We start from the raw sequence: 22,362 nt of genomic DNA, 5'->3' as shown, positions 1-22,362 counted from the left end.
CCCCACGCCCCTGCCCACCGGCGCCGCCGGCTGGCTGGATACCTTCGCCGAACCGATGCTGCCCGCCATGAGCAGCGCCGAACGCACCGCCGTGCTGGCCGAAGCCGCCGCCACCGCCGAAACCCTGCTGCCGCACGAAAACGGCCAAACCATCGCCGACTACGTGCGCCTGAGGTTTGTGGCGGTTTACGGCGGGTAGCGTCGGATAAGGCCGACGGGGTTTACCGAATCTGCAAATAACCCCGTCATACCCAAAACAACCCGTCATACCCGAGCTTGCCCCATGTATCTTTTTGGTTTTCCTGAAGAAATAACAGATACTCGAATCAAACCCGGTATGACGTGAATATTAATTGTTCAGGCCGTCTGAAAAGGTTTTCAGACGGCCTTTATAAACCATACACGCTTACCGGTTTCAGCCCTGCCTTATACCGTTAGGCATTACCGAAACGCCAAAAAGCCCTCTCCCCAACCCTCTCCCACGGGAGAGGGAGCAGATTGCGGATGAATTCAAGGCAGCAGGTAGAATCAGGCGTTTGCCAAAACCCGCAAATGAAAACCCAACAGCCACGGCACGCCCTCCCCCTCGGGGGAGGGTTGGGGAGAGGGCAACAAGCCGTAAGGCTTGTTTGGTTTGATAAGCAGCGACTGTTTTTTCAGACAGGCATGGGGTATTTAAGACGGCTTTTTGTTGGCCAAATCGGCTATCTTATCCAACAGGTTAACGATTTTATCCGAGGCCGTATCGTCTTCTCTGCCGTCGGCTGCCTGATGATGCTCTTGCTGGGTCTGCGCCGAGAGCAAACGGTTGCGGATTTGGGTAAAGGTTTCCTGTACATACCGGTCGGCTTGTTCAGGGTCGCCCATGCTGGCGGCGGCATGTTGCGAGGCTTCGAGCAGGCCGCTGTACAGCTCGATTTGGTGTTTCATCATTGAGAAATGGCGCACTTCGTTGAGCAGGGCTTTTTGATGGCGCAATAAGGTGGTGGCGATCAAAATCATGGCAATCACGGGAAAGGTGTAGAACACCATATGCCAGCTTTCTTTCGGAAATTGCTCAAGTCTCCAAATAGCATAAAGCGGAATAAGAAATATTGCCACAGCAACCAAAGCAAGAACAACTTTAGCAATTTTTCCGAATTCTTCTGCGAGTTCAACATTTTTTTCAATTTGATTAGTTGTATTTTTTAGAGCATTTTCTAATGATTTTTTGGCTTCACCAATACGGCTGTTTAATTCACCCTTTAACTTTTTATTTTGCTCTTGTAATTGTTGCAGTTGTGCTTCGATTTGCTGTTTGCTGCTCAGTGTTTCTTCCAGCTTTTGCTTTATCTCTTCTACTTGCCCGCCATTATCTTGAATATTGTTTAGCTGTTTATTTAATTCATCAATTTCTTGTTCATATTGATGAATACTTTGTGTTAATTGAAATGTATCGGCAGAATTAATAATGCCTAAAGCAATAGCTGTACCTAAAGAAGCCCCAAAATGCGCATCCCTAAAATTGGCTCCTTCATAATTAGCTTCTCTCAAGTTAGCCCTCTCCAGATTAGCTAATTCAAAACTTGCTCTTTTAAGGTTGGCTGCTCCTAAATCGGCGCCTTCAAGATTGGCACTTCGTAAATACGCCCCCTGTAAATTTGCTTCTCTAAGATCAGCTTCCTTAAGATTGCCATATCCCAAATATGCTCCTTGAAAATTAGCATTTTGAAGCTTGGCTCTTTCAAAAGTTGAACCTTCACAATTAGCCCCTCGAAAATTTACACCTTGAAGGTTAGCTCCGTGAAAATTTACTCCTGAGAGATCGGCTTCTTCGAGATTAATCTTTTCAAGCTGAGCATTTTCAAAATTGGCTGAGCGAAGAAGAGCTTTTTTAAGATTCCAATTCCCAATACTAATATCTTTAAGATTTGCCCCTCTAAGATCGGCTTGTGTTCCTTCTTCCCCTCCGCTGTTAATCCATAAATTATGCTCTCGAAGGATTGTTGTAAATTCAGTTGTATTAAATTCAGTATCCATAATTTAATTCTTTTATTTAAATCAATTAAATATGCTATATTCTTCCTAAAAAATCATAAGGATATTTGGTAGCTCACTATTAATATCCAATACCATATCAGATTTCAAATCTCCTCCAAATATTTCAAACCACCTCCAACTTCGCAAACTTGGTATCCAAATCCTTCACCCCTTCTTTGCCGAAATTAATCGTCAACCTTGCCGATTCGCCTTTGTCCACCGCGTCGATAATCACGCCGGTGCCGAATTTGGCGTGGCGCACGTTTTGGCCGATGCGGAAACCGTGGTATTGCTGGGGTAAATCATAAGTTTCGATGATGCGGTTTTTGGCTTTGGGCGCGTCGGTGAAGCTGTTGAAGCGCTGCGGGGCGGGCGAGAGGCGGTGGATGACTTCGGGCGGGATTTCTTCTACAAAGCGCGAAACGATGCCGAAATGGGTTTGGCCGTGCAGCAGGCGCTGTTGGGCCATGCTGATGTAGAGGCGTTTTTTGGCGCGGGTGATGGCCACATACATCAGGCGGCGTTCTTCTTCGAGGCCGCCGCGCTCGGCGAGGCTGTATTCGCTGGGAAACAGCCCTTCTTCCATGCCGGTGAGGAAAACGGCGTCGAATTCCAGCCCTTTGGCGGCGTGCACGGTCATCATTTGCAGGGCTTCTTCGCCGGCGCCGGCCTGGTTTTCGCCGGATTCGAGGGCGGCGTTGCTTAAAAAGGCGAGAATGGGAAACAGCGGGCTTTCGGCGGCGTTGTCGGGCAGGATTTCGAAGTTGCTTTCAGACGGCCTGAAGGCGACGGCGGCGTTGATCAGCTCGTCGAGGTTGTCGAGGCGGTCTTGGTGGTCGCCTTTTTGGGTTTGGTAGTATTCGACAAGGCCGCTGTCGCGGGTAACGGCGAGCATCATTTCTTGCAGGGATACGTTGGGGGCTTGCGCGCGCAGGCTGTCGATCAGGCGCACGAAGGCGGCGACTTTGGTGGCTTTGGCGCCCATGCCGCAGGCGGCCTGCCAGAGGGATATGCCCTGCTCGGCGGCGGCGGCCTGGATGTTTTCGATGGTGCGGGTGCCGATGCCGCGCGGGGGGGTGTTGATCACGCGCAAGAGGGCGTTGTCGTCGTCGGGGTTGACGGCCAGGCGCAGGTAGGCGAGCGCGTGTTTGATTTCCTGGCGTTCGTAAAAGCGCAGGCCGCCGTAGATTTTGTAGGGGATACCGGCGGCGAACAGGGCTTGTTCGATGATGCGCGATTGGGCGTTGCTGCGGTAGAGCACGGCCATGTGGTCGAGCGGCCAGCCTTCGCGTTGCAGGGATTTGGCTTCGTCGATGATAAATTGTGCTTCGTCGAAATCGACGGGGGCGGTATAGAAGCGGATTTTGTCGCCGTTGTCGGCGTCGGTGCGCAGGTTTTTGCCGAGCCGTTCGGCGTTGTTTTCGATTACGGCGTTGGCGGCGGCGAGGATGTGGCCGTCCGAACGGTAGTTTTGTTCGAGCTTAATCGGCTCTTCGATGTTGAATTCGCGCATCAGGGCGGTCATGTTGCCGACGTGGGCGCCGCGGAAGCGGTAGATGGATTGGTCGTCGTCGCCCACGGCGAACACGGCGGCGGAATCGCCCGCCATTAATTTCAGCCAGGCGTATTGCAGTTTGTTGGTGTCTTGGAATTCGTCGACCAAAATATGGTTGAAGCGGTTTTGATAGTGGCGGCGCAAGATTTCGTTGGCTTGCAGCATTTCGTAGCTTCGCAGCATCAGCTCGGCAAAATCGACCACGCCTTCGCGGTTGCAGGTTTTATCGTATTCGGCGTAGCACTCGATCAGGCGTTGGGTGTGCGGGTCGGGCGCGGTGAGCTGCGATGCGCGCAGGCCGTTTTCTTTTTGGGCATTGATAAAGCCTTGCAGCGAGCGCGGGGCGATGATTTCCTCGGCGATGTTGAGCTGTTTGAGCAGACGTTTGATCAGGGCGAGCTGGTCGCCGCTGTCGAGAATCTGAAAGGTGGAAGGCAGGCCGGCGTCTTTATGGTGCAGGCGCAAAAAGCGGTGGCACAGGCCGTGGAAAGTGCCCAGCCACATGGCGCGCACGTTAACGGGAATCATCGCGCCCAAGCGGGTTTGCATTTCTTTGGCGGCTTTGTTGGTGAAGGTTACGGCCAGAATGCTGTGCACGCCGGCCTGCCCGCTTTGCAGAAGCCAGGCGATGCGGGTGGTGAGCACGCGGGTTTTGCCGCTGCCCGCGCCCGCCAACACCAGCGCGGATTGCGGCGGCCAGGTTACGGCGGAAAGTTGTTCGGGATTCAAGCCTTGCAGCAGGCCGGCGGATGGGTTTTGGGAAAGCATAATCAGGCCGTCTGAAAAAATATTGAAGATGGGCGTTATTGTAAGGGATAAGGCCGTCTGAAACGAATTTCAGACGGCCTTTCAGAACAGACTTATAAGCTAACTGTAGTCAAATATTGAAATATCGGATTATCTTTATGAAGCAAAAGCCTGATTGCCATCAACAAACTAACTATAATTAGCAATGGTTTTATTAATTTCGAACCGAATTTGACTGCAAATTTAGCTCCAAAGTGTGCCCCGATAAAAGCACCTATTGCCATAGATATCGCTATAGGAAAAATAATAGCCCCTTGGCTTAAAAAAACAGATAATGACCCTAAATTACAAGCCACATTTGCCAATTTTGTATAAGACATGGCGCTCAACAGCTTACACCCCAACAAAACAATAAATGCTATCAAGAAAAAAGAGCCTACTCCAGGGCCGAATACCCCATCATAAAACCCTAACGCTGGAGCAACTGTCAAAGAAAATAGGAAATAAGATATTTTGGGTTTCCTGTTTTCATCATTAAGCTTTGGAGAAAGAATAAAATAAATAACTACACATATCAGCAGTATTGGTACTAAAGCCAGCAATATCGATTTAGGAATAAGGCTGACTGATACCGCCCCTATGACACCTCCTAAAAAAGACATTCCTGCTATCGGTAAAGCCGTACGCCACTGAATCAACCCTTTTCGGGCAAATGCCACTGTTGCTGAAAAAGTAGCCGCAGCCGCCTGCAGTTTGTTTGTAGCAATAGCAGATACGGGATTTACACCTGCCAACAATAATGCCGGAAGGGTAATCAGCCCCCCACCTCCTGCTATTGCATCAACAAATCCAGCAAACATTGCAACCAATGCCAATATTAGAATAACCGTTATCTCCTCCATACCGTTACCCTTTCACCAACGGGGGATCATTCTGAAGGCTAATATAATCTATATCATTTCTATAACCAAAAAGCCTTACTAACAACCTCCGATTATCTTGAATAATATCCCTACAATGTAAAGCTAATGTATTATTAATTATGATGGAAACACTAGGCTGCAAATCAATTTTATCTTGATATGCTTCTTGAATCAATTCATTAAATTTTTCTAATGTTTTTTTCACAAACTCAGGTGCTTTATCATTTGCAGTAAACCGATATGAATTATATTTCATACCTATCCTACCATTTTTATCCACCTCCAAAATAGATACATTTTGACCGCCGCTTCCCTTTCCTTCTGTAAAGGTTTCACTACGAGTAAAGTCGAAATTTCTGGTACTTAAAGCCAACACCTCCTCAAAATTCAATTTATTTAAAATAGAGGAAATCGGAATAACTGTTGTAGGTTCTGACAGAGGGTTCCATCTTGCTGTAAGAATCAATGAAGAAGGTGCAGGGGAATGCCCTGCCTCAACAGTTGAAATACAATGATAGGGAGCTTCCGTATGAGCACTTAATGCAATCCCTGAGTGAGAGCTTTTATCAACATTTTCAGCTTTCTCCGTACTTAATTTATTGACACCGCCTCCTTTGAAATTACCAACCAGTCGCATTATTTTCCCATAGTTGTCAATATCATATGCAAAGGCAAACTGATTTACCATTTCTAATAAAATTTGATTGGATGCTCCTAGTTTAATACACTCCAAATCAGTTTCAAGCTCTTTTAAAGAGGGCAGCTCATCCGGAGGGGCTGTTTTCGAACCGTCAATATTTCTGTCATATAAGCCTGTAAAAACCATCAAACAAGTATCTCGATTAATAAATCTTTGAATTTCTTCTTTCTGGCTTGAATCAAGTAATCCGATTATTTTGCGTGCTGCATTTTTTGCTTTTTCTCGGGATCCTATTGCTTGAACCCCTCCGCCTATTGCAATCTGAACGGCTTCTTTTTGTAGCAATTCGGCAATTTCACATGAAAAATGAATGTTCGATTTAAATTTTGTCACCATTACGGCTCCTTCTTTTAGTTTAAATTACTCAAAACTTCTTTTAGATCCCTTGGATAAAGAGAGGCAATACTAACTATTCTTGGCAAACAAAGTCAATTATTTCCCTTATAAAATAATTACTTGTATTTTTTTTAAAATAATCTGCTAAAAAATGGTCTGCTCCAAGAATTTCTTCCTTCTTCATGTTCTGATTCTTATATATAATATTTTTGAACCGTTGCTTTACTTCATAAGGTATGGGTGAATATAATCTTTGGCCACTATGATAAAAATACCCCTTGCTTTTCCCGTTGCTTGTTTTCCAACCGTCAAACTCTCCCGTAATCAGAAACAATTTGCCGTTATAATTTTCTAAAAAAGCCCACAGCTCACTATCCATATAACTGTATGCTTGGGAAATTTTTTGTGTGAACATCTTGCCATAGGGAGCATCAACGGCATCATCTGTATAAATTGCCGGGCAGAATAATAAAATTTTTCTTATATTTAACTGCCTGGCCAACTGCAATGCAACATATCCGCCCAAGCTATACCCCATAACAACCTCAGGAATACTTATGCTTTCTGCAAAAGCAGCAGCTTCATCTATATTTTGCTTTAACGAGGATTGAATATGCTTTGTTGACGGGCTGTGCCCGCTTAAATTAAACGATAAGGAACCGATACCGTTTTGTTGGAGGGTATACAAAATCGGATTTAATGATGTATAGTCCGACATCCCGCCATGTATGGCCAATATTTTTATCTTGCCTTTTCCTTCTAAAAACCTGCCCTCAAGCTCGTAATTAGAAAATTGCTTCATAAAATAATAAGCTTTTCCTGGCGGAGGCATGGGAAACAGCAAAGCTTCTTTGATTTTAGATTCAGAATAAATATTTATCATATTAAATCAAACCATATAAAATTGAGGCCTTTGCAAAATTTAAAAAACATCATACAAAGTTTCTTACCGTTATCCTTGCATAGCGGAAATACCGAAATTCCAATCTAAGGCCGTCTGAAAAATATTAAAGATGGGCGTTATTTTAAGGGATAAGGCCGCTTGAAAACGAAAAGGTTTGGTTTTCAAGCGGCCTTTCTGCCTGCAAACCCATCATCAAATTTAAATATTCCCATCATACTCGGGCTTGACCCGAGTATCTCCCCTTTCTTGCGGAACCGCCAAGATACTCGGGCCAAGCCCGAGTATGACGGCGGTTTTTTAACGCGGCGGTATGGACATCAGGCCGTCTGAAAACACATTCCGGTTTTCAGACGGCCTGACGGTTTTCTAATCCCAAAGAACTAGCCCGCTAATTCAAACGCCCGCTTTTTCCTAGCCTTTTGCTGCGGCGGCAAACCCTTTCGGTGCATATTTTCCGGCGAGAGGCTGTTTTATATTCCAAAGTGTAAAAAATTATTTTTCAGACAGGCAATAGTGAATTCACTTACTTCGGTACAAGGCAGCAAGCCGAAGACAGTACAGATAGTACGGCAAGGCGCAGCAACGCTGTAACGGAGTAAGTGAATTCACTATATGCCTCTCTGAAACGACAAGCCAAAGGAATACATCATGAGCCACTTTTTAGACCGCCTGAAATTCTTCAGCAAACAACACGAGCCGTTTGCCAACGGGCACGGCGTGTTAACCACGGAAGACCGCAAGTGGGAAAACGCCTACCGCAGCCGCTGGCAGCACGATAAAGTGGTGCGCTCCACCCACGGCGTGAACTGCACCGGTTCGTGCAGCTGGAAGGTGTATGTGAAAAACGGCCTGATCACTTGGGAAACCCAGCAAACCGACTATCCGCGCACCCGCCCCGACCTGCCCAACCACGAGCCGAGGGGCTGCCCGCGCGGGGCTTCTTACAGCTGGTATGTGTATTCCGCCCAGCGCGTGAAATACCCGATGATGCGCGGCGTGCTGGCCGAAATGTGGCGGCAGGCGCGCAAAACCATGAATCCGATTGAAGCGTGGGCGTATATCGTGGAAGACGAAGCGCGCGCCAAATCTTATAAAACCCAACGCGGCTTGGGCGGCTTCGTGCGCACCACTTGGGAAGAGGCCAACGAAATGGTGGCGGCGGCCAATGCCTACACCGTGAAAAACTACGGCCCCGACCGCGTAATCGGCTTCTCGCCGATTCCGGCGATGTCGATGGTGAGTTATGCGGCGGGCGTGCGCTACTTAAGCCTGCTCGGCGGCGTGGCCTTATCGTTTTACGACTGGTATTGCGACCTGCCGCCCGCCAGCCCCCAAGTCTGGGGCGAACAGACCGACGTGGCCGAATCGGCCGACTGGTATAACTCGAATTATCTGATGGTGTGGGGCTCCAACGTGCCGATGACGCGCACGCCCGACGCACACTTCTACACCGAAGTGCGCTACAAAGGCACCAAAACCGTGGCCGTTTCTTCCGATTTCGGCGAAATGGCCAAGTTCGGCGACATTTGGCTCGCCCCCAAACAAGGCACCGACGCCGCCTTGGCGATGGCGATGGGCCATGTGATTTTAAAAGAATTCCACCTCGAAAACCCCTCGCCCTACTTCACCGACTACATCCGCCGCCTCACCGATATGCCGATGCTGGTGCGCTTGGAAGCCGACGGTAAAGGCTATGCGCCCAAATATTTCCTGCGCGCCTCCGAATTGAGCGGTAACTTCGGCGAAGCGCAAAACCCCGAATGGAAAACGCTGGTGTGGGACGAGCTTTCAGACGGCCTCGCCGTGCCCAACGGCTCCATCGGCTTCCGCTGGGACGGCAGCCGCAAATGGAACCTCGAAACCCTCGCGCAGGGCAAAGAAGCGCAGGGCGCGCTGTCGCTGAAAAACAGCGCTGACGAAACCGCCAGCGTGGGCTTCACCTATTTCGGCGGCGAACACGACGACATGATCTACCGCAAAGTGCCCGCCAAACGCATTCCGCTGGCTAACGGCGAAACCGCGCTGGTGGCCACCGTGTTCGATTTAATGGTGGCCAACTACGGCATCGACAACGGCTTGGGCTGCGAAAACTCGGCCAAAGATTACCGCGAAGACAAGCCCTACACCCCCGCCTGGCAGGAAAAACACACCGGCGTGAAACCCGAACTGGTGGTTCAGGTAGCCCGCGAGTTCGCCCAAAACGCGCACGACACCGAAGGCCGCAGCATGGTGATTGTGGGCGCCGGCCTCAACCACTGGTATCACATGGACATGACCTACCGCGGCATCATCAACATGCTGATGATGTGCGGCGCCATCGGCAAATCCGGCGGCGGCTGGTGCCACTATGTGGGGCAGGAAAAACTGCGCCCGCAATCCGGCTGGATTCCGCTCACCTTCGCCACCGACTGGCACCGCCCGCCGCGCCAGATGAACGGCACTTCGTTCTTCTATGCCCACACCAGCCAATGGCGGCATGAAAAAGTGGGCGCCGACGAAATCCTCGCCCCCAATGCCGACGGCAGCATGGGCAGTATTTCGATGATCGACTACAACGCCAAAGCCGAACGCATGGGCTGGCTGCCTAGCGCCCCTCAATTAAGCGCCAACCCGCTCGACATTGCCGACGAAGCCGCAGCCGCCGGCGCCGATGCCGCGCAATATGTGGCAGGCCGTCTGAAAGACGGCTCGCTCGACATGGCCTGCAACGATCCCGACAACCCGCAAAACTTCCCGCGCAACCTGTTTGTGTGGCGCTCCAACCTGCTCGGCTCATCCGGCAAAGGCCACGAATATTTTCTGAAATACCTGCTCGGCACCCAAAACGCCGTGTTGGGCGACGAAAACGACGAAGACTGCATCAGGCCGTCTGAAATCACCGTGCGCCCCGCCGCCGAAGGCAAGCTCGACCTGCTTACCGTGCTCGATTTCCGCATGTCCACCACCTGCCTCTACGGCGACATCGTCTTGCCCACCGCCACTTGGTATGAAAAAGACGACCTCAACACCTCCGATATGCACCCCTTCATCCACCCGCTCACCGAAGCCGTGCAGCCCCTGTGGCAGAGCAAAACCGACTGGGAAATCTACAAAGGCTTCGCCAAAAAATTCAGCGAGCTGGCCAAAGACTACCTCGGCGTGCGTAAAGACATCGTCTTAACCCCCCTCATGCACGACAGCCCGCAGGAACTCGGCCAACCCTTCGACCCGAAAGACTGGAAACACGGCGAATGCGACCCCGTTCCCGGCAAAACCATGCCCGCCGTTACCGTGGTCGAGCGCGACTACGGCGCCATCTACGAAAAATTCACCAGCATCGGCCCCCTGCTCGAAAAAGTGAACAACAACGGCAAAGGCATGGCGTGGGACACCAAACACGAAGTCGAATTTCTGCGCAAACTCAACGGCGTGCGCGAAGAAGGCGCCGGAGTTGGCCAGCCGAAAATCGACACCGCCATCGACGCCTGCGAAATGGTGCTCACCCTCGCGCCCGAAACCAACGGCCACGTGGCCAAAAAAGCCTGGGAAGCCTTGGGCAAAACCACCGGCCGCGACCATACCCACCTGATCAACAGCAGCGAGCACACCGCCATCCGCTTCCGCGACATCGTCGCCCAACCGCGCAAAATCGTAACCTCACCGATCTGGTCGGGCGTGGAAAGCGAAGAAGTGTGCTACAACGCCGGCTACACCAACGTGCACGAACTGATTCCGTGGCGCACCCTCACCGGCCGCCAGCAGTTCTACCAAGACCACAAATGGATGCGCGATTTCGGCGAACACCTGTGCGTGTACAAACCCGCCGTCGATTTCAAAACCACCCAAAAACTGCTGGGCAAATACCCCAACGGCAACAAAGAAATCACCCTTAATTTCTTAACGCCGCACCAAAAATGGGGCATACACAGCACCTATTCCGAAAACCTGCGCATGCTCACCCTCTCGCGCGGCGGGCCGCACGTTTGGATCAGCGAAACCGACGCCAAAAAAGCCGGCATCACGGATAACGACTGGGTGGAAGTGTTCAACGCCAACGGCACCATCGCCTGCCGCGCCGTGGTCAGCCAGCGCATCCCCGAAACCATGATCCTGATGTATCACGCGCAGGAAAAAATCGTCCACACCCCCGCAGCCGAAGTGTCCAAAAAACGCGGCGGCATCCACAACTCGGTTACCCGCGCCATCCTGAAGCCCACCCATATGATCGGCGGCTACGCCCAACTGGCCTACGGCTTCAACTACTACGGCACGGTAGGCTCCAACCGCGACGAATGGGTGATTGTGCGCAAAATGAAAAACATCGATTGGATGGATACACCGGTGAAATAAGGCCGTCTGAAAAGCACAATGCCTGCCTGAAAAATATTTTTCAGGCAGGCATTTTTCGCAGGCAAGGCGCAGGGCAAAGCCGAACTTCCGGCAAATGTGCCCGCTCCGGCAAAATGACATTCAGCTAAAACCTAAGTTATTGTTTCTAATTTACGATTTTCTGCTATCATACAGCCCCATTCGAATATCACAAGGGAATATCATGGCCGTCAATAAAATCGCGCGCAAAGACAGCTCTTTCCGGGTCGTCTGCCTTCTGCCCGATTTCTGCTTCGTCCCCGGCGTCGCGCCCCCTGTTCCCTTCCCTCTCTTCACCGACCTGGGCAACGCCAAAACCGTCGCCGACGACGTCCGCATCAACCGTAAGCCCGCTTTCGTCTTCAACGCCAGCAAAGCCCCTAAAACCTTCGGTGACCAGCCCGGTGTCCGCAAAGGCGTCATCTCCCGCACCGTCGGCGCCGCCGCATGGCCCATGCGTCACTCTTCCTCGGTTAAAATCCGCAGCCGCTACATTATCCGCACCGGCAATTCGAATACAACGTGCTCGACCACCTTACTGCCTACCACTGCAACCAAAGCTCAGGGGAAAACTGTAGAAAAATCTAGCGTTGCTTCCGTGTCTTAGGCCAGGCCGAAAATCTGCCGTAGGGTGGTTTTGTAAAATGCAAATGCTTCGCGCGCGCCTTCGACGGCTTCGTTTTGGGCGGCATCGTCTAATCCTAAGTTGTTTAGATATTGGCGGAATTCGCGCCAGTGTTTGGCGCGGCCGTCGGGGTGGGCATCGAGATGGCGGGCACCGAAGTTTTCGTTAAAGCCCAGTTTGTCTTTGGCATCCTTAAACAGGAAGGCGGCGCCGAGGTTGGAGCCTTCGGCGCAATAGAGCCAGCCTACGGCTTTGTTGCCCTGCGGCTCGGGCAGCTTGCCGCTGAACGTGTATTCGTTTTGGCCGATGTCGTTCAAATCCTGCACCACGGCGTTATAGCGCGCCATATGCGCCAAATCGGGAATGGCTTGGTTGAGCGCGGGGTTTTTGTAGATGTCGTCGACGATTTTGTGAAACACGGATTGCAGGTTTAAAAAGCGGATGTAGTTTGCCCGGTTGTCGAAGGGTTTGACCGACATCACCAAGTTGTCCACGCTGTCGTGGGTGGCACGGGTGTCGGCTTTCAGGCGTTCGGCGAATGTGGGTTGGGTAGTCATGATTTTTCCTTTGCTGGTTTGTTGTTTTCAGACAGCCTGATGTCGAGGGAGTGTAGTCAGAAGGCGTTGCGGCGGTATTTTTGGTTAAAACCCGCAGCTGCGGCGTTAAAAATGCTCGCAAGATGTCTAATCTTGCTGTGCTTTTTTCCTTGCATCTGCGGATTTTTCCTCAAAAAACCGCTTCGCAAGCCTTCTGACTACACTCCCTAGCAAGGCCGTCTGAAAGTGTTCAGAATTTGTATTCCAGTGATACGGCATAGTTGCGGCCGGGTGCATAGAAGCGTTGCAGCCCCAGCCCTTCGCTGTCCACGGTGTTGGTGGTGCTGTGGGTGTTGATGCCGCGCAGCGCGTCCCAAGTGTGGTATCGGCGGTTGAAAAGGTTATAGGCGCCTGCGCGCAGGGTCAGCTTTTTGGTGGGGCGGTAGAAGCCGTAGAGATCGAAAACGTAAGCCGAACCGTTGAGATGCGGTGCCGTGGCGGTTTCTTTATACAGCTCGGTGCGATCGCATACTTCGCGCCCGTACCAATAATCATAGGTATAGGCCACGCAGCGGCTGTTGATTTCTTCCACTTTGGCATCACGCGGTTTTTTCGCGCCCAAGTAGCTCAGGCGGGAAAACACGCCCCATTTGCCGCCGGGCTGTTCGTAATCGAGTCCGATTACGGCTTTGAGCGGCTGGATAGACAGCAGGCTGCTGTCGGTCGAGAGTTTGCCGCGGCTGTAACCGAGCGCGCCGAAGAGTTTCCAGCCTTCGCCCACCGGCAACACGGTGTCGAGGTTCAGACGGCCTTTGAATTCCAGCCCCGAAATGCGGGCTTTGTCGATATTGACGGTTTGGTTCATCGGCGTTTGATAGGTGCGCCCGTAGCGGGTTTGTTCGATCAGGTTGGTTTGTTCCGACAGAAAATCGCGGTAGCGCGAATGGTAAACGCCCAAATCAAACGTGCCTTTGCTGCCGTTGCCTTGCAGCGAAAGGCTGTGGCTGACGCTGCGCTCGGGTTTCAAATCGGGGTTGGATTTCCAAGTGCCGTAGGGGTTGACGAAGGTGAAATACATTTCCGAAGCGGTGGGCACGCGGTAGCCGCTGCTGATTTGGTAGCCGGCCTTCCACGCGGGGGCAAACTGCATATCCACACCGGCAAAGCCGCTCCAGATATTGAAGGTTTTGCCTGCGGGTTTGCCCTCGGCGGTGCAGGCGGTGCTGCACGGGGCGTTTAATGCCTGCGGGCTGACTTTTTCGCGGTCGTAACGCACGCCGAAGCTGCCCGAAAACACGTCGTTCCATTTGATGCGGTCTTTCAGCGACAGGCCGAGTTGGGTGGTGCGCATCGGGTGCTGGATGGTGTAGGTTTCGGAAAATTCGTAGGAACGGCCGATGCCTCGGCGGTCGGTGTTGATGTTTTCAAAATCGCGGCGGGCAAGATGGGCTTTCAAGCTTAAGCTGTGTTCGCCCCATGCTTGGAACGGTTGGAAATCGGCGCGCAGGCCGAGCCGTTGGTAGCGCGTTTTCATGCGGCGGTCGAACACTTCGTCCAGCTCTTTTTCATCCGTTTCGGTCATCGCGGCCCAGTCGTAGACCATTGAACCTTTGTAGTTAACCGCCGCCAAATCGGTTTTTTGGAAATCATAATCCGCCCGCAGTGCAGACAGCCATTTGGAATCGGGCGCGTATTCGTAAAAGGCATTGGTGTTGATGCGCTTGTGGCGGTCGTCGGCCTCGCGCCAGTTGGATGCAAGCAGGTTGTATGAGCGCTCGTCGGTGTAGTTTTTGCCGTTTTGGCCGTTAACCGATGCGCCGATGCGGTGTTCGGGCGTTATCTGCCAGGCCAGTTTGCCTAAATAACTGTGGTGGCGGTGTTCCGCCGGATCGGGATGCTGGCTGCTGCTGCCGGTGTAAATACTGCCCCCGCCATTGCTTTTCAGCTCGTGGCCGTAACGCTGCGAATACAGCGCCACCGCTTGCAGCGTTTCGCCGTTGAAGCCGAAACCGGCGGTGTTGGCCCATTCGCGGTTTTTGCTGGCGTAACCGCTGCGCAGCAGGGTGCCGAAACGGTTTTCAGGGTGCACGATGTCGGCGGCTTCCAGCGTGCGGTAGTTGACGCTGCCGCCCAAGGCGCCGCTGCCCGATTCGAACGAATCCGCGCCTTTCACCAAATCGATATTGCGCACCAGCTCGGTGTCTATGCTCAGGCGCGACGGGTTGAAGTTGCCGTAGCGGGAATAGAGGGTGTTTTCTTCCGAATCGGGCAGGTTTACGCCGTCGATGCTGATGCCCACGCGGTTACCCTCCACGCCGCGCATGGCGAAACCTTTCAGGTGGCGGCCGTTATCGGCAATGCCCACATCGGTGGAATAGCGCACCAAATCGCGGGTGTTGCGTATCATCTGCGTGTCGATGTCGGCACGGCTGACCTGCTCGGCAGAAGCCTTGCCGCGCTTGCCTTTCACCACTACTTTTTCCAGCTCAACCCCTGTATCGGGCGGGTTCGGCGTGTCGGCATAAGCAGGAATGTTGAAAATAGCGGCCACAAAAGCGGCAACAGGCAGTAACCGGGTGTTTACCATCATCTCTCCCAATATATTCTGACGGTTTTAGTGAAATGTTTTATACAAAATAAAGCTAATAAAAACTATTATCAGTAATTATTTGTGATAATAATTCAGTTTGAATTATTTTGCAAAGGTTTTATTACATCAGACTACAAAATACGGGAGCAATGACGAAATCAAACATTTCAGACGGCCTGAAGGCAGTTTTGCAAAGATCTCAGGCTTAGAATGCCGCTAGGTCTGAATGCGGATATTCGGATACCGCTCCAACAAAAATACCCGGGCTTAACCCGGGTATGGCGCAGTTTCCGAAAGCTGCCGTTTTATTGCGGTTGGTGTGCCCGCCTCAACATTTCGCTTCGGCATTCTTGCGGGCGTAATACCACCAGTTCAACACCAAACACACCACATAAAAAACGATAAAGCCGATGAGGGCGGCGTTGACGCTGCCGGTTAAATCTATCGATGTGCCGTAGCTTTTGGGGATGAAAAAGCCGCCGTAGGCCGCAAAGGCGGCGGTAAAGCCGATCACCGCCGCCCCTTCTTTGGTGGCGTTCAGGCGCGCCTGCTCTTCGCTCACCAAGCCCTGTTTGGCGAATTGCTGGTGCATATTGAGAAAAATCACCGGCACCTGCATAAAGGTGGAGCCGTTGCCCAGACCGGTGAGGGCGAAAAGGGCAATAAAGCAGGCGAAAAAGCCCCAGAAATTGCCGCCTTCGCCGTTGGCGGGCAGAAAGGAAATCACGCCGATAACGGCGGCAATCATGCCGGCGAACACGATTTGGGTGATCAGCGCGCCGCTTTTGATTTTGTCGGACAACCAGCCGCCGAGCGGGCGTGCCAGCGCGCCCACCAGCGGGCCTAAAAAGGCGTATTTAACGGGGTCGATGCCGGGAAACTGGCTTTTGGTGAGCAGCGGGAAACCGGCGGCGAAACCGATAAACGAGCCGAAGGTGCCCAGATAGAGTATGCACATAATCCAGTTGTGTTTGCGGCTGAAAATCACCGCCTGTTCTTTAAAGCTGGCTTTGGCGCTGGCCAAGTCGTTCATGCCGAACCAGGCGGCCAGCGTGGAAAGAATAATAAACGGCACCCAGATAAAGCCGGCGTTTTGCAGCCACATCTGTTTGCTTACATCGTCTTTCACCCAAGTTTGCGGCTCGCCGCCCAATGCGCCGAACACGCCGGCGGTAATCACCAGCGGCACCACAAACTGCACCGCCGACACGCCCAAGTTGCCCAAACCGGCGTTTAAGCCCAGCGCGGTGCCTTTTTCGGCTTTGGGGTAGAAAAAGCTGATGTTGGCCATGCTGGATGAGAAATTGCCGCCGCCGAAGCCGCACAGAAGCGCCAGCACCATCATGGTGATATAACTGGTATTCGGGTCTTGCACGGCGAAGCCCAAGCCGACGGCGGGCAGCAGCAGGCTGGCGGTGGAGAGCGCCGTCCATTTGCGGCCGCCGAAAATCGGCACCATAAACGAATAGAAAATCCGCAGCGTGGCGCCGGATAGGGCGGGCAGCGCGGCCAGCCAAAACAATTGGTTGGCGGTGTATTTGAAGCCGATGTTGGGCAGGTTCACCACCGCCACGCTCCACACCTGCCAGATGGCAAACGCCAACAGCAGCGCGGGAATGGAAATCCATAAATTGCGGCGGGCAATTTTTTTACCGGTGTTCTGCCAAAAATCTTTATCTTCCGGCTGCCAGTGTTCGATTAAATGCGACATGGTGTATTCCTTGTTGAGACTTTTCAGACGGCCTTTGAAAGCGTTGGGGCCGTCTGAAAACATTCAGCCGTTGCGTTTGGCTTTAAACGAAAAGTGCATCCAGATCAGCGACACGCACACGGTGCCGTAGAGCAGCATAAAGCTGGTGGAGCGGATGCCGGTGAGGTCTTCGAGCGCGCCGAACATAATCGGCAGCAGAAAACCGCCCATACCACCGGCCAGCCCCACAATGCCGGAAACCGCGCCGATGTTGTTCGGATAATCGTCGGCCACGAATTTGAACACCGAAGCCTTACCCACGGCGGTGGCCACGCCCACGGTAAACATCAAAATGGTGAACAACGTAACGTTGAGGCCGATATGCAGGCTCATGCTGCCGGTGGTGGTTTTAACCACCAAATCGGTTTGCGGGTAGGAGAGCAGGAAAAAGCACACCCAGCACACCCACATCACCGCCCAAGTAACCTTATAAGCGCCGAATTTGTCGGAAAGGTAGCCGCCGAACGCGCGCAAAACGCCGCCGGGCAGCGAGAAGCAGGCGGCCAGAAAGGCGGCGGTTTTCAAGCCCATGCCGTATTCGCCCACATAATATTTGGTCATCCACAAGGCCAGCGCCACATAGCCGCCGAACACCACCGAATAATATTGGCTGTAACGCAGCACGCCCGGGTCTTTCAACAGCGCGAGCTGTTCGCGCAGGGTAACGCTCGAAGAAACAAGATGCTTGGGATCGTGATAGCTGGTGAACCAAAAAATCACCGCCATCGCCAGCATAATGGCTGAATACACGGTAGGCACAACCTGCCAAGTGCCGTAGGTGGTAATCAGCCAGGCCGCCAAAAATTTATTCACGGCCGAACCGGCATTGCCCGCGCCGAACACGCCCATCGCCATGCCCTGTTGGTGTTTCGGAAACCAGCGCGCCACATAAGGCGTACCCACCGAAAACGAGCCGCCGGCCAAGCCCATCAACAGGCCGATAATCAGGAAATGCCAGTAATGGGTGGCATAACTCATCAGAAAAATCGCCGGCACCGAAATCATCATCAGCGCAAACAGCACGATGCGGCCGCCGTAGCGGTCGGTGAGTATGCCCAGCGGCACGCGGATTAACGAGCCGGACAACACCGGCAGCGCAATCAGAATGCCGTATTGGGTTTGGTTGAAGCCCATTTCCTCCTGAACTTTGATGCCCACCACCGCCAGCATCATCCAAATCATAAAACACACGGTAAACGACAGCGTGCTGGACACCAGCACCGAGTAGCGTTTATAGGTTTCAGAGGCCATGCGCCCCGTCCTTTCTTGCAATAACGATAACATTCTTGGCTCAGCATACCTTACGCTTTCCGGCGCACCCTGCGTATGCGCTTGAAGGAGAAAGTGCGCAAAGCATTGGGCATAGGCGAACTAGGCCGAATTGTGCAAAAAAATAGTTATTTGGTAGTAAGCGGAAAAAGCACACCGTAAGGGTGCGCGGATAATGGGGAACAAAGCATTTCAGACGGCCTGCGGCCTTTGCAAAACGCATGGAGGCCGTCTGAAATGTTTGATTTCGTCATTATCGGGCTTGACCCGATAATTTTTGTGGTTCCGAAAAAACGGGTAGATTGGGTCGAAGACCCAACAAAAACTACAAAAAATAATAGGTTGGGTTTGCAACCCAACCTACGCATGCAGAAAACAAACTGGCCTTAACCTGCCGCCAATGCGCGGGCAAACAGCACCGTGTTTTCCAATTCGATATGATCCTGCAAGTCGCTTATCAGCGTTTGCAATGCTGTGTATAAACGCTGCCAGCTCGGGCAGGCTTGGGCCGGCGGTGTGAAATGATCGGTAAGCGCCAAAAGGCGGGCGATGGTTTGTTCGTGCTCTTCGTGCTCGTGCATCATCACGCGGATGGGCATGGCGGCGCCCCGTCCCATGCCGTTGGCCAGCATGGGGAACAGAACCTGCTCTTCTTTTTGCATATGCGAGAGCAAATCGGCCTGCATGGCTTGCAGCAGAGGCAGGATTTCTGCCGGAAATTCACCGGCGTGTACCGAAGCGACTTTTTCAGCCAACGGCAGAATTTCCAGAAACTGGTTGCGGTGGGTTTGGTGGTAGCGGGCGAGAATATGCTCGATTAAGGCGGTATCGCCGCTGTTTTGCCAAATAGAAAAGTCTGCCATGGCGCTTCTTTCGATATCGGGTTTCAGACAGACCTATTCTATAAAAACCGTGCTTTTTGCGCGTTAGGATTAAGGGGGAAGCGCCATCGGCTGAAAGAATTATAGTGGCTTAAATTCAGAATAGGACAAGGCGCCGAGCCGCAGACAGTACAGATAGTACGGCAAGGCGAGGCAACGCTGTACTATTCTGAATTTAAGCCACTATATATGGCGGATAGGGAAACGCTAGCCGGCAGTTTTAATCTTTGCGAAATTCGTTCAGGCCGTCTGAAAAATATTTTTCAGACGGCCTGCTTTGAGCTGCACTTAATCCTGCGGCTGCGGCACGTTGTGCTGCACGGCATACACCGCCGCCTGCACGCGGCTGGTAAGTTCGAGTTTGCGCAGAATGTTCTGTACATGCACTTTGATGGTGGATTCGGCCAAATCGAGTTTGCGCGCAATCACCTTGTTGCTGCGGCCTGCGGCCAGATGGCCGAGAATTTCAAGCTCCCGCTGGGTGAGGCTGTCGAGCGCGCCTACCACGGCGGGTGCGCCGGGGTTGATTAAAGACTGCACCAGCCGCGCGGTCATTTCGGGGGAAAACACATTGTCGCCGGCGGCGGCTTTTTTGATCGATTCGATTAAAAACTCGGCATGGATGTTTTTGAGCAGAAAACCGCGCGCGCCCAAGCGCATACATTCGGTTAAGTCTTCGCTGTCTTCCGAAACGGTGAGCATCACCACGGTTTGCTCGGGGCGGCTGCTGAGTATCTGCGCCAAGGCTTCGCGGCCGTTCATCACCGGCATATCCAAATCGAGCAGCACCACATCGGGCGCGGCCTGCTCGACCAGCTTCACGCCGCTGAGGCCGTCTGAAGCCTCGCCGATCACTTCAAAACCTTCCTGCCGCGCCAACAGGGCTTTGATGCCGCTGCGGAACAGGGTGTGGTCGTCGATTAACACGATGCGGATGGGTTCGGTGGTGTGTTCGAGGGTCATAATAAAACTCTTTCTTGTTGCGGCAGGGTAAGGCGGATTAAGGTGTGGCTGCCGCTCTGTGAATCAATCTCCAGCCGGGCGTTGATGCGCAAGGCGCGCTCGCGCATGATGCCCAGGCCGACGTGGTTGCCGGACAGTTCGTTCAGACGGCCTGTGTCGAAGCCTTTGCCGTTGTCGCGTATGCTCATGGCGAAATCGCGGCTGTTGTCGAATTCTATATCCACTTGCGTGGCTTGTGCGTGTTTGCGGATATTCGACAGGCTTTCCTGCAAAATAAAAATAAACTGCAACTGCTGATCGCTGCTCAAATCGGGGCCGTCGCCCCGCCAAACCGTGTTCACTTCAACCTGCGTTTGCTGCTCGAAGCGTTTGCTCAGGATTTGCACGGCTTCGGCGAATTCTTTGCGGCTGATTTTGGTGCGGAAGTTCAGCAACAGCTCGCGCACGTCTTCATAGCATTCCTGCACGCCTTCTTTGATAAATTGCAGGTTTTCGCTGATTTGCGCCTGCTCCTGCGCCGCCAGCGCGCTCTCGAGCATCTGCACTTGCAGGTTTAGAAAGGTGAGGGTTTGGGCGATGCTGTCGTGCAGCCCCTGCGCCATCAGGTTGCGCTCCTGCAAAACGGCAAGCTGGCGGCTTTCGTCGGCCAGGCGGATATTGCTCAGCACGCCGGCGAGCTGGTTGCACAAGGTGTCGAGCAGCTCGCGCATACCGGGCTCGAGTTCGTAGGCTTCTTTGAAATAGAGCGTCATCAGCCCCAAATCGACACCGTTATAGCGGATATCGAACACTTGAAGATAGTGGAAGCCCGATTTTTCGCAACCGGCCAGCTGCTGCCCGGCTTCGGCGGGGCGGGTGAAGGTAATCGGCTGCCAATCGTGTTGCGCCACTGCGCGGCCGCAGAAGCAGTCTTCCAAACGGCGGCAGGCTTCGGCGGTTTGCAGGTTTTCGGGCAGGCCGCGGTGGGCAACCAAGTCCATACGTTCGCGCTCGAAATCAAGCAGGCGTATGCTGCCGGCGTCGGCGGGCACAAGGTTCATGATTTTCTCTAAAAAGGTTTCACCCGCTTCAGAGGCCGTCTGAATGCGGTTGAGAAAGCGCGAGAAAAAATAAAGCGTGCCCAGCGTGTAGTTTTTTTCGGCCAAGTCGCGGGTTTTTTCGGCCACTTCCTGCTCCAGATGGGCGTATAGCTGTTGCAGGCGCATGCTCATTTGGTTGAAGCCTTCGTCCACTTCGGCAAATTCAGCCGAGCCGTCTATCGGCACCTGCACGCCCAGTTTGCCGTCGTGGATGTCACTCACGCCCTGCTGCAATTGGTCGAGCGGGCGGATAATCCACAAATAAAGCAGCACCACCATCACCATCGCGCCGACAAGCACCAGCACCATCAGGCCGCTTTGGAAAAACCGCAGCCATTTGGTGTGGCGCGCGTTCATCGATTCGGCCGACAGCACCAGCGCGTCGATGGCGTCGGCAAATTGCGCCAGCTTCTGCTCCGGCACGGTGCCGCCGCCCGTTGCCGCCCGTTGCAGCATCGGGCGGATTTCGTTTTGCCAGCGGCGGGTGAGCGTTTGCATCTGCTCCTGCACTTCGGGGGTGTCGGGCAGAAACAGCGGCCGCGCCGGATCGCCCTGCTTCAGCTGTGCGAGCGTGCGGTCGAAACGCTCGATACGCGCCAAAGCCTCCGCACTGCGGCGCTCGCTGATCAGCAGCCCCAAACGGTAGGTTTGCATGCGCAGGCTGCCCGCATCGTTAATCGCCGCCCCGCCGCCTTCCAAGCGCCACGACAGCAGCAGCGTCAGCACAATCGAGCCGACCGCCGCCGTTACCCATAAAACGGTGAGCAGCTTGAGTCGGGAAGACAGGCTTTTTGGGTGTTTCATAACAGTGCATAACCGGGATAGGGTGATAGGAAGACTGCTTTTAAGCAGAAAGGTTTTATCACTATGAACGAGTTTATGTTGAATGAAAATAGCCCGACTGTGCGTTCGGGCTAATTCTTTAGAGCTAATGGCAATCAAACAGGCCGTCTGAAAATCTTTCAGATGTAGGAAAAGGTCGGGTTGTTTACACAACAGGTTGAGAAAAATAAGCCTGTAAAACCTCAAAAGGGGTGTCGCCTTTCAGGCTCTTGTGGGGCTTGACGGTGTTATAAAAGTTAACAAAACGACATAACTCTTTTTGCCGGTGTGCCGAATCCTTAAACGGATGCTTGTC

Annotated in this window: 16 protein-coding genes; 3 read left to right on the top strand and 13 right to left on the bottom strand. The window is 52.8% G+C overall.

Translation table 11 applies throughout. The features are described 5' to 3' along the window. Window positions 1-199, top strand: a 199-nt coding sequence (locus NQ012_RS11905) for a hypothetical protein (protein WP_257067804.1), incomplete at its 5' end; no start/stop codon positions are given. A gap of 476 nt (window positions 200-675) precedes the next feature. Here NQ012_RS11905 and NQ012_RS11900 read toward each other — a convergent pair. The 5 genes from NQ012_RS11900 to NQ012_RS11880 form a co-directional block, all read right to left on the bottom strand. Then, on the bottom strand, window positions 676-2,019 hold the full coding sequence (locus tag NQ012_RS11900) for a pentapeptide repeat-containing protein (RefSeq protein ID WP_257067803.1): 1,344 nt from the start codon (window positions 2,017-2,019) through the stop codon (window positions 676-678). A 124-nt stretch (window positions 2,020-2,143) separates the two neighbouring features. Next, entirely contained in the window at window positions 2,144-4,342 is a 2,199-nt protein-coding gene (locus NQ012_RS11895) for a UvrD-helicase domain-containing protein (protein WP_257067802.1), read from the bottom strand. Between the two features lie 92 nt (window positions 4,343-4,434). After that, window positions 4,435-5,223, bottom strand: a complete 789-nt coding sequence (locus NQ012_RS11890; protein WP_257067801.1) for a TSUP family transporter — start codon at window positions 5,221-5,223, stop codon at window positions 4,435-4,437. 4 nt (window positions 5,224-5,227) lie between these two features. After that, window positions 5,228-6,280: a hypothetical protein gene (locus NQ012_RS11885; RefSeq protein WP_257067800.1), complete on the bottom strand. Its 1,053-nt coding sequence runs from the start codon at window positions 6,278-6,280 to the stop codon at window positions 5,228-5,230. A 73-nt stretch (window positions 6,281-6,353) separates the two neighbouring features. Continuing rightward, on the bottom strand, window positions 6,354-7,163 hold the full coding sequence (locus NQ012_RS11880) for an alpha/beta fold hydrolase (RefSeq protein WP_257067799.1): 810 nt from the start codon (window positions 7,161-7,163) through the stop codon (window positions 6,354-6,356). 669 nt (window positions 7,164-7,832) lie between these two features. Here NQ012_RS11880 and NQ012_RS11875 point away from each other — a divergent pair. Together NQ012_RS11875 and NQ012_RS11870 are read left to right on the top strand one after the other, a co-directional pair. Continuing rightward, window positions 7,833-11,513 (top strand): nitrate reductase subunit alpha, encoded by a 3,681-nt coding sequence (locus tag NQ012_RS11875; RefSeq protein WP_257067798.1) that lies wholly within the window; start codon window positions 7,833-7,835, stop codon window positions 11,511-11,513. A 202-nt stretch (window positions 11,514-11,715) separates the two neighbouring features. Continuing rightward, the gene (locus NQ012_RS11870) at window positions 11,716-12,138 is read left to right on the top strand and encodes a DUF4150 domain-containing protein (protein WP_257067797.1); all 423 of its coding nucleotides are present in this window, start codon (window positions 11,716-11,718) and stop codon (window positions 12,136-12,138) included. Here NQ012_RS11870 and NQ012_RS11865 read toward each other — a convergent pair. The 8 genes from NQ012_RS11865 to NQ012_RS11830 all read right to left on the bottom strand — a co-directional run. Next, entirely contained in the window at window positions 12,135-12,713 is a 579-nt protein-coding gene (locus tag NQ012_RS11865) for a biliverdin-producing heme oxygenase (protein WP_257067796.1), read from the bottom strand. The genes NQ012_RS11870 and NQ012_RS11865 overlap by 4 nt on opposite strands. 229 nt (window positions 12,714-12,942) lie before the next feature. Continuing rightward, window positions 12,943-15,279, bottom strand: a complete 2,337-nt coding sequence (locus NQ012_RS11860; protein WP_257067806.1) for a TonB-dependent hemoglobin/transferrin/lactoferrin family receptor — start codon at window positions 15,277-15,279, stop codon at window positions 12,943-12,945. A gap of 331 nt (window positions 15,280-15,610) precedes the next feature. Beyond that, on the bottom strand, window positions 15,611-16,993 hold the full coding sequence (locus tag NQ012_RS11855) for a NarK family nitrate/nitrite MFS transporter (protein WP_257067805.1): 1,383 nt from the start codon (window positions 16,991-16,993) through the stop codon (window positions 15,611-15,613). A gap of 63 nt (window positions 16,994-17,056) precedes the next feature. Then, window positions 17,057-18,283 carry an MFS transporter gene (locus NQ012_RS11850; RefSeq protein ID WP_257067794.1) on the bottom strand — a complete coding sequence of 409 codons (1,227 nt, stop codon included), beginning with the start codon at window positions 18,281-18,283 and terminating at the stop codon, window positions 17,057-17,059. A gap of 404 nt (window positions 18,284-18,687) precedes the next feature. Beyond that, a complete protein-coding gene (locus NQ012_RS11845) occupies window positions 18,688-19,164 on the bottom strand; it encodes a hemerythrin domain-containing protein (protein WP_257067793.1) in 477 nt (158 codons plus the stop codon). 306 nt (window positions 19,165-19,470) lie between these two features. Continuing rightward, a complete protein-coding gene (locus NQ012_RS11840) occupies window positions 19,471-20,145 on the bottom strand; it encodes a response regulator (protein ID WP_257067792.1) in 675 nt (224 codons plus the stop codon). Continuing rightward, window positions 20,142-22,028: a type IV pili methyl-accepting chemotaxis transducer N-terminal domain-containing protein gene (locus NQ012_RS11835; RefSeq protein ID WP_257067791.1), complete on the bottom strand. Its 1,887-nt coding sequence runs from the start codon at window positions 22,026-22,028 to the stop codon at window positions 20,142-20,144. Before NQ012_RS11835 ends, NQ012_RS11840 begins: the two co-directional genes overlap by 4 nt. A gap of 184 nt (window positions 22,029-22,212) precedes the next feature. Next, the coding region (locus NQ012_RS11830; RefSeq protein ID WP_257065795.1) for an integrase core domain-containing protein at window positions 22,213-22,362 on the bottom strand (150 nt) is incomplete at its 5' end.

The sequence above is a fragment of the Neisseria dentiae genome, from assembly GCF_024580525.1.
GTDB classification, from domain to species: domain Bacteria; phylum Pseudomonadota; class Gammaproteobacteria; order Burkholderiales; family Neisseriaceae; genus Neisseria; species Neisseria dentiae_A.
The sequence above is the reverse complement of the archived record's forward strand: the minus strand, read 5'-3'. Positions and strand labels throughout refer to the sequence as shown.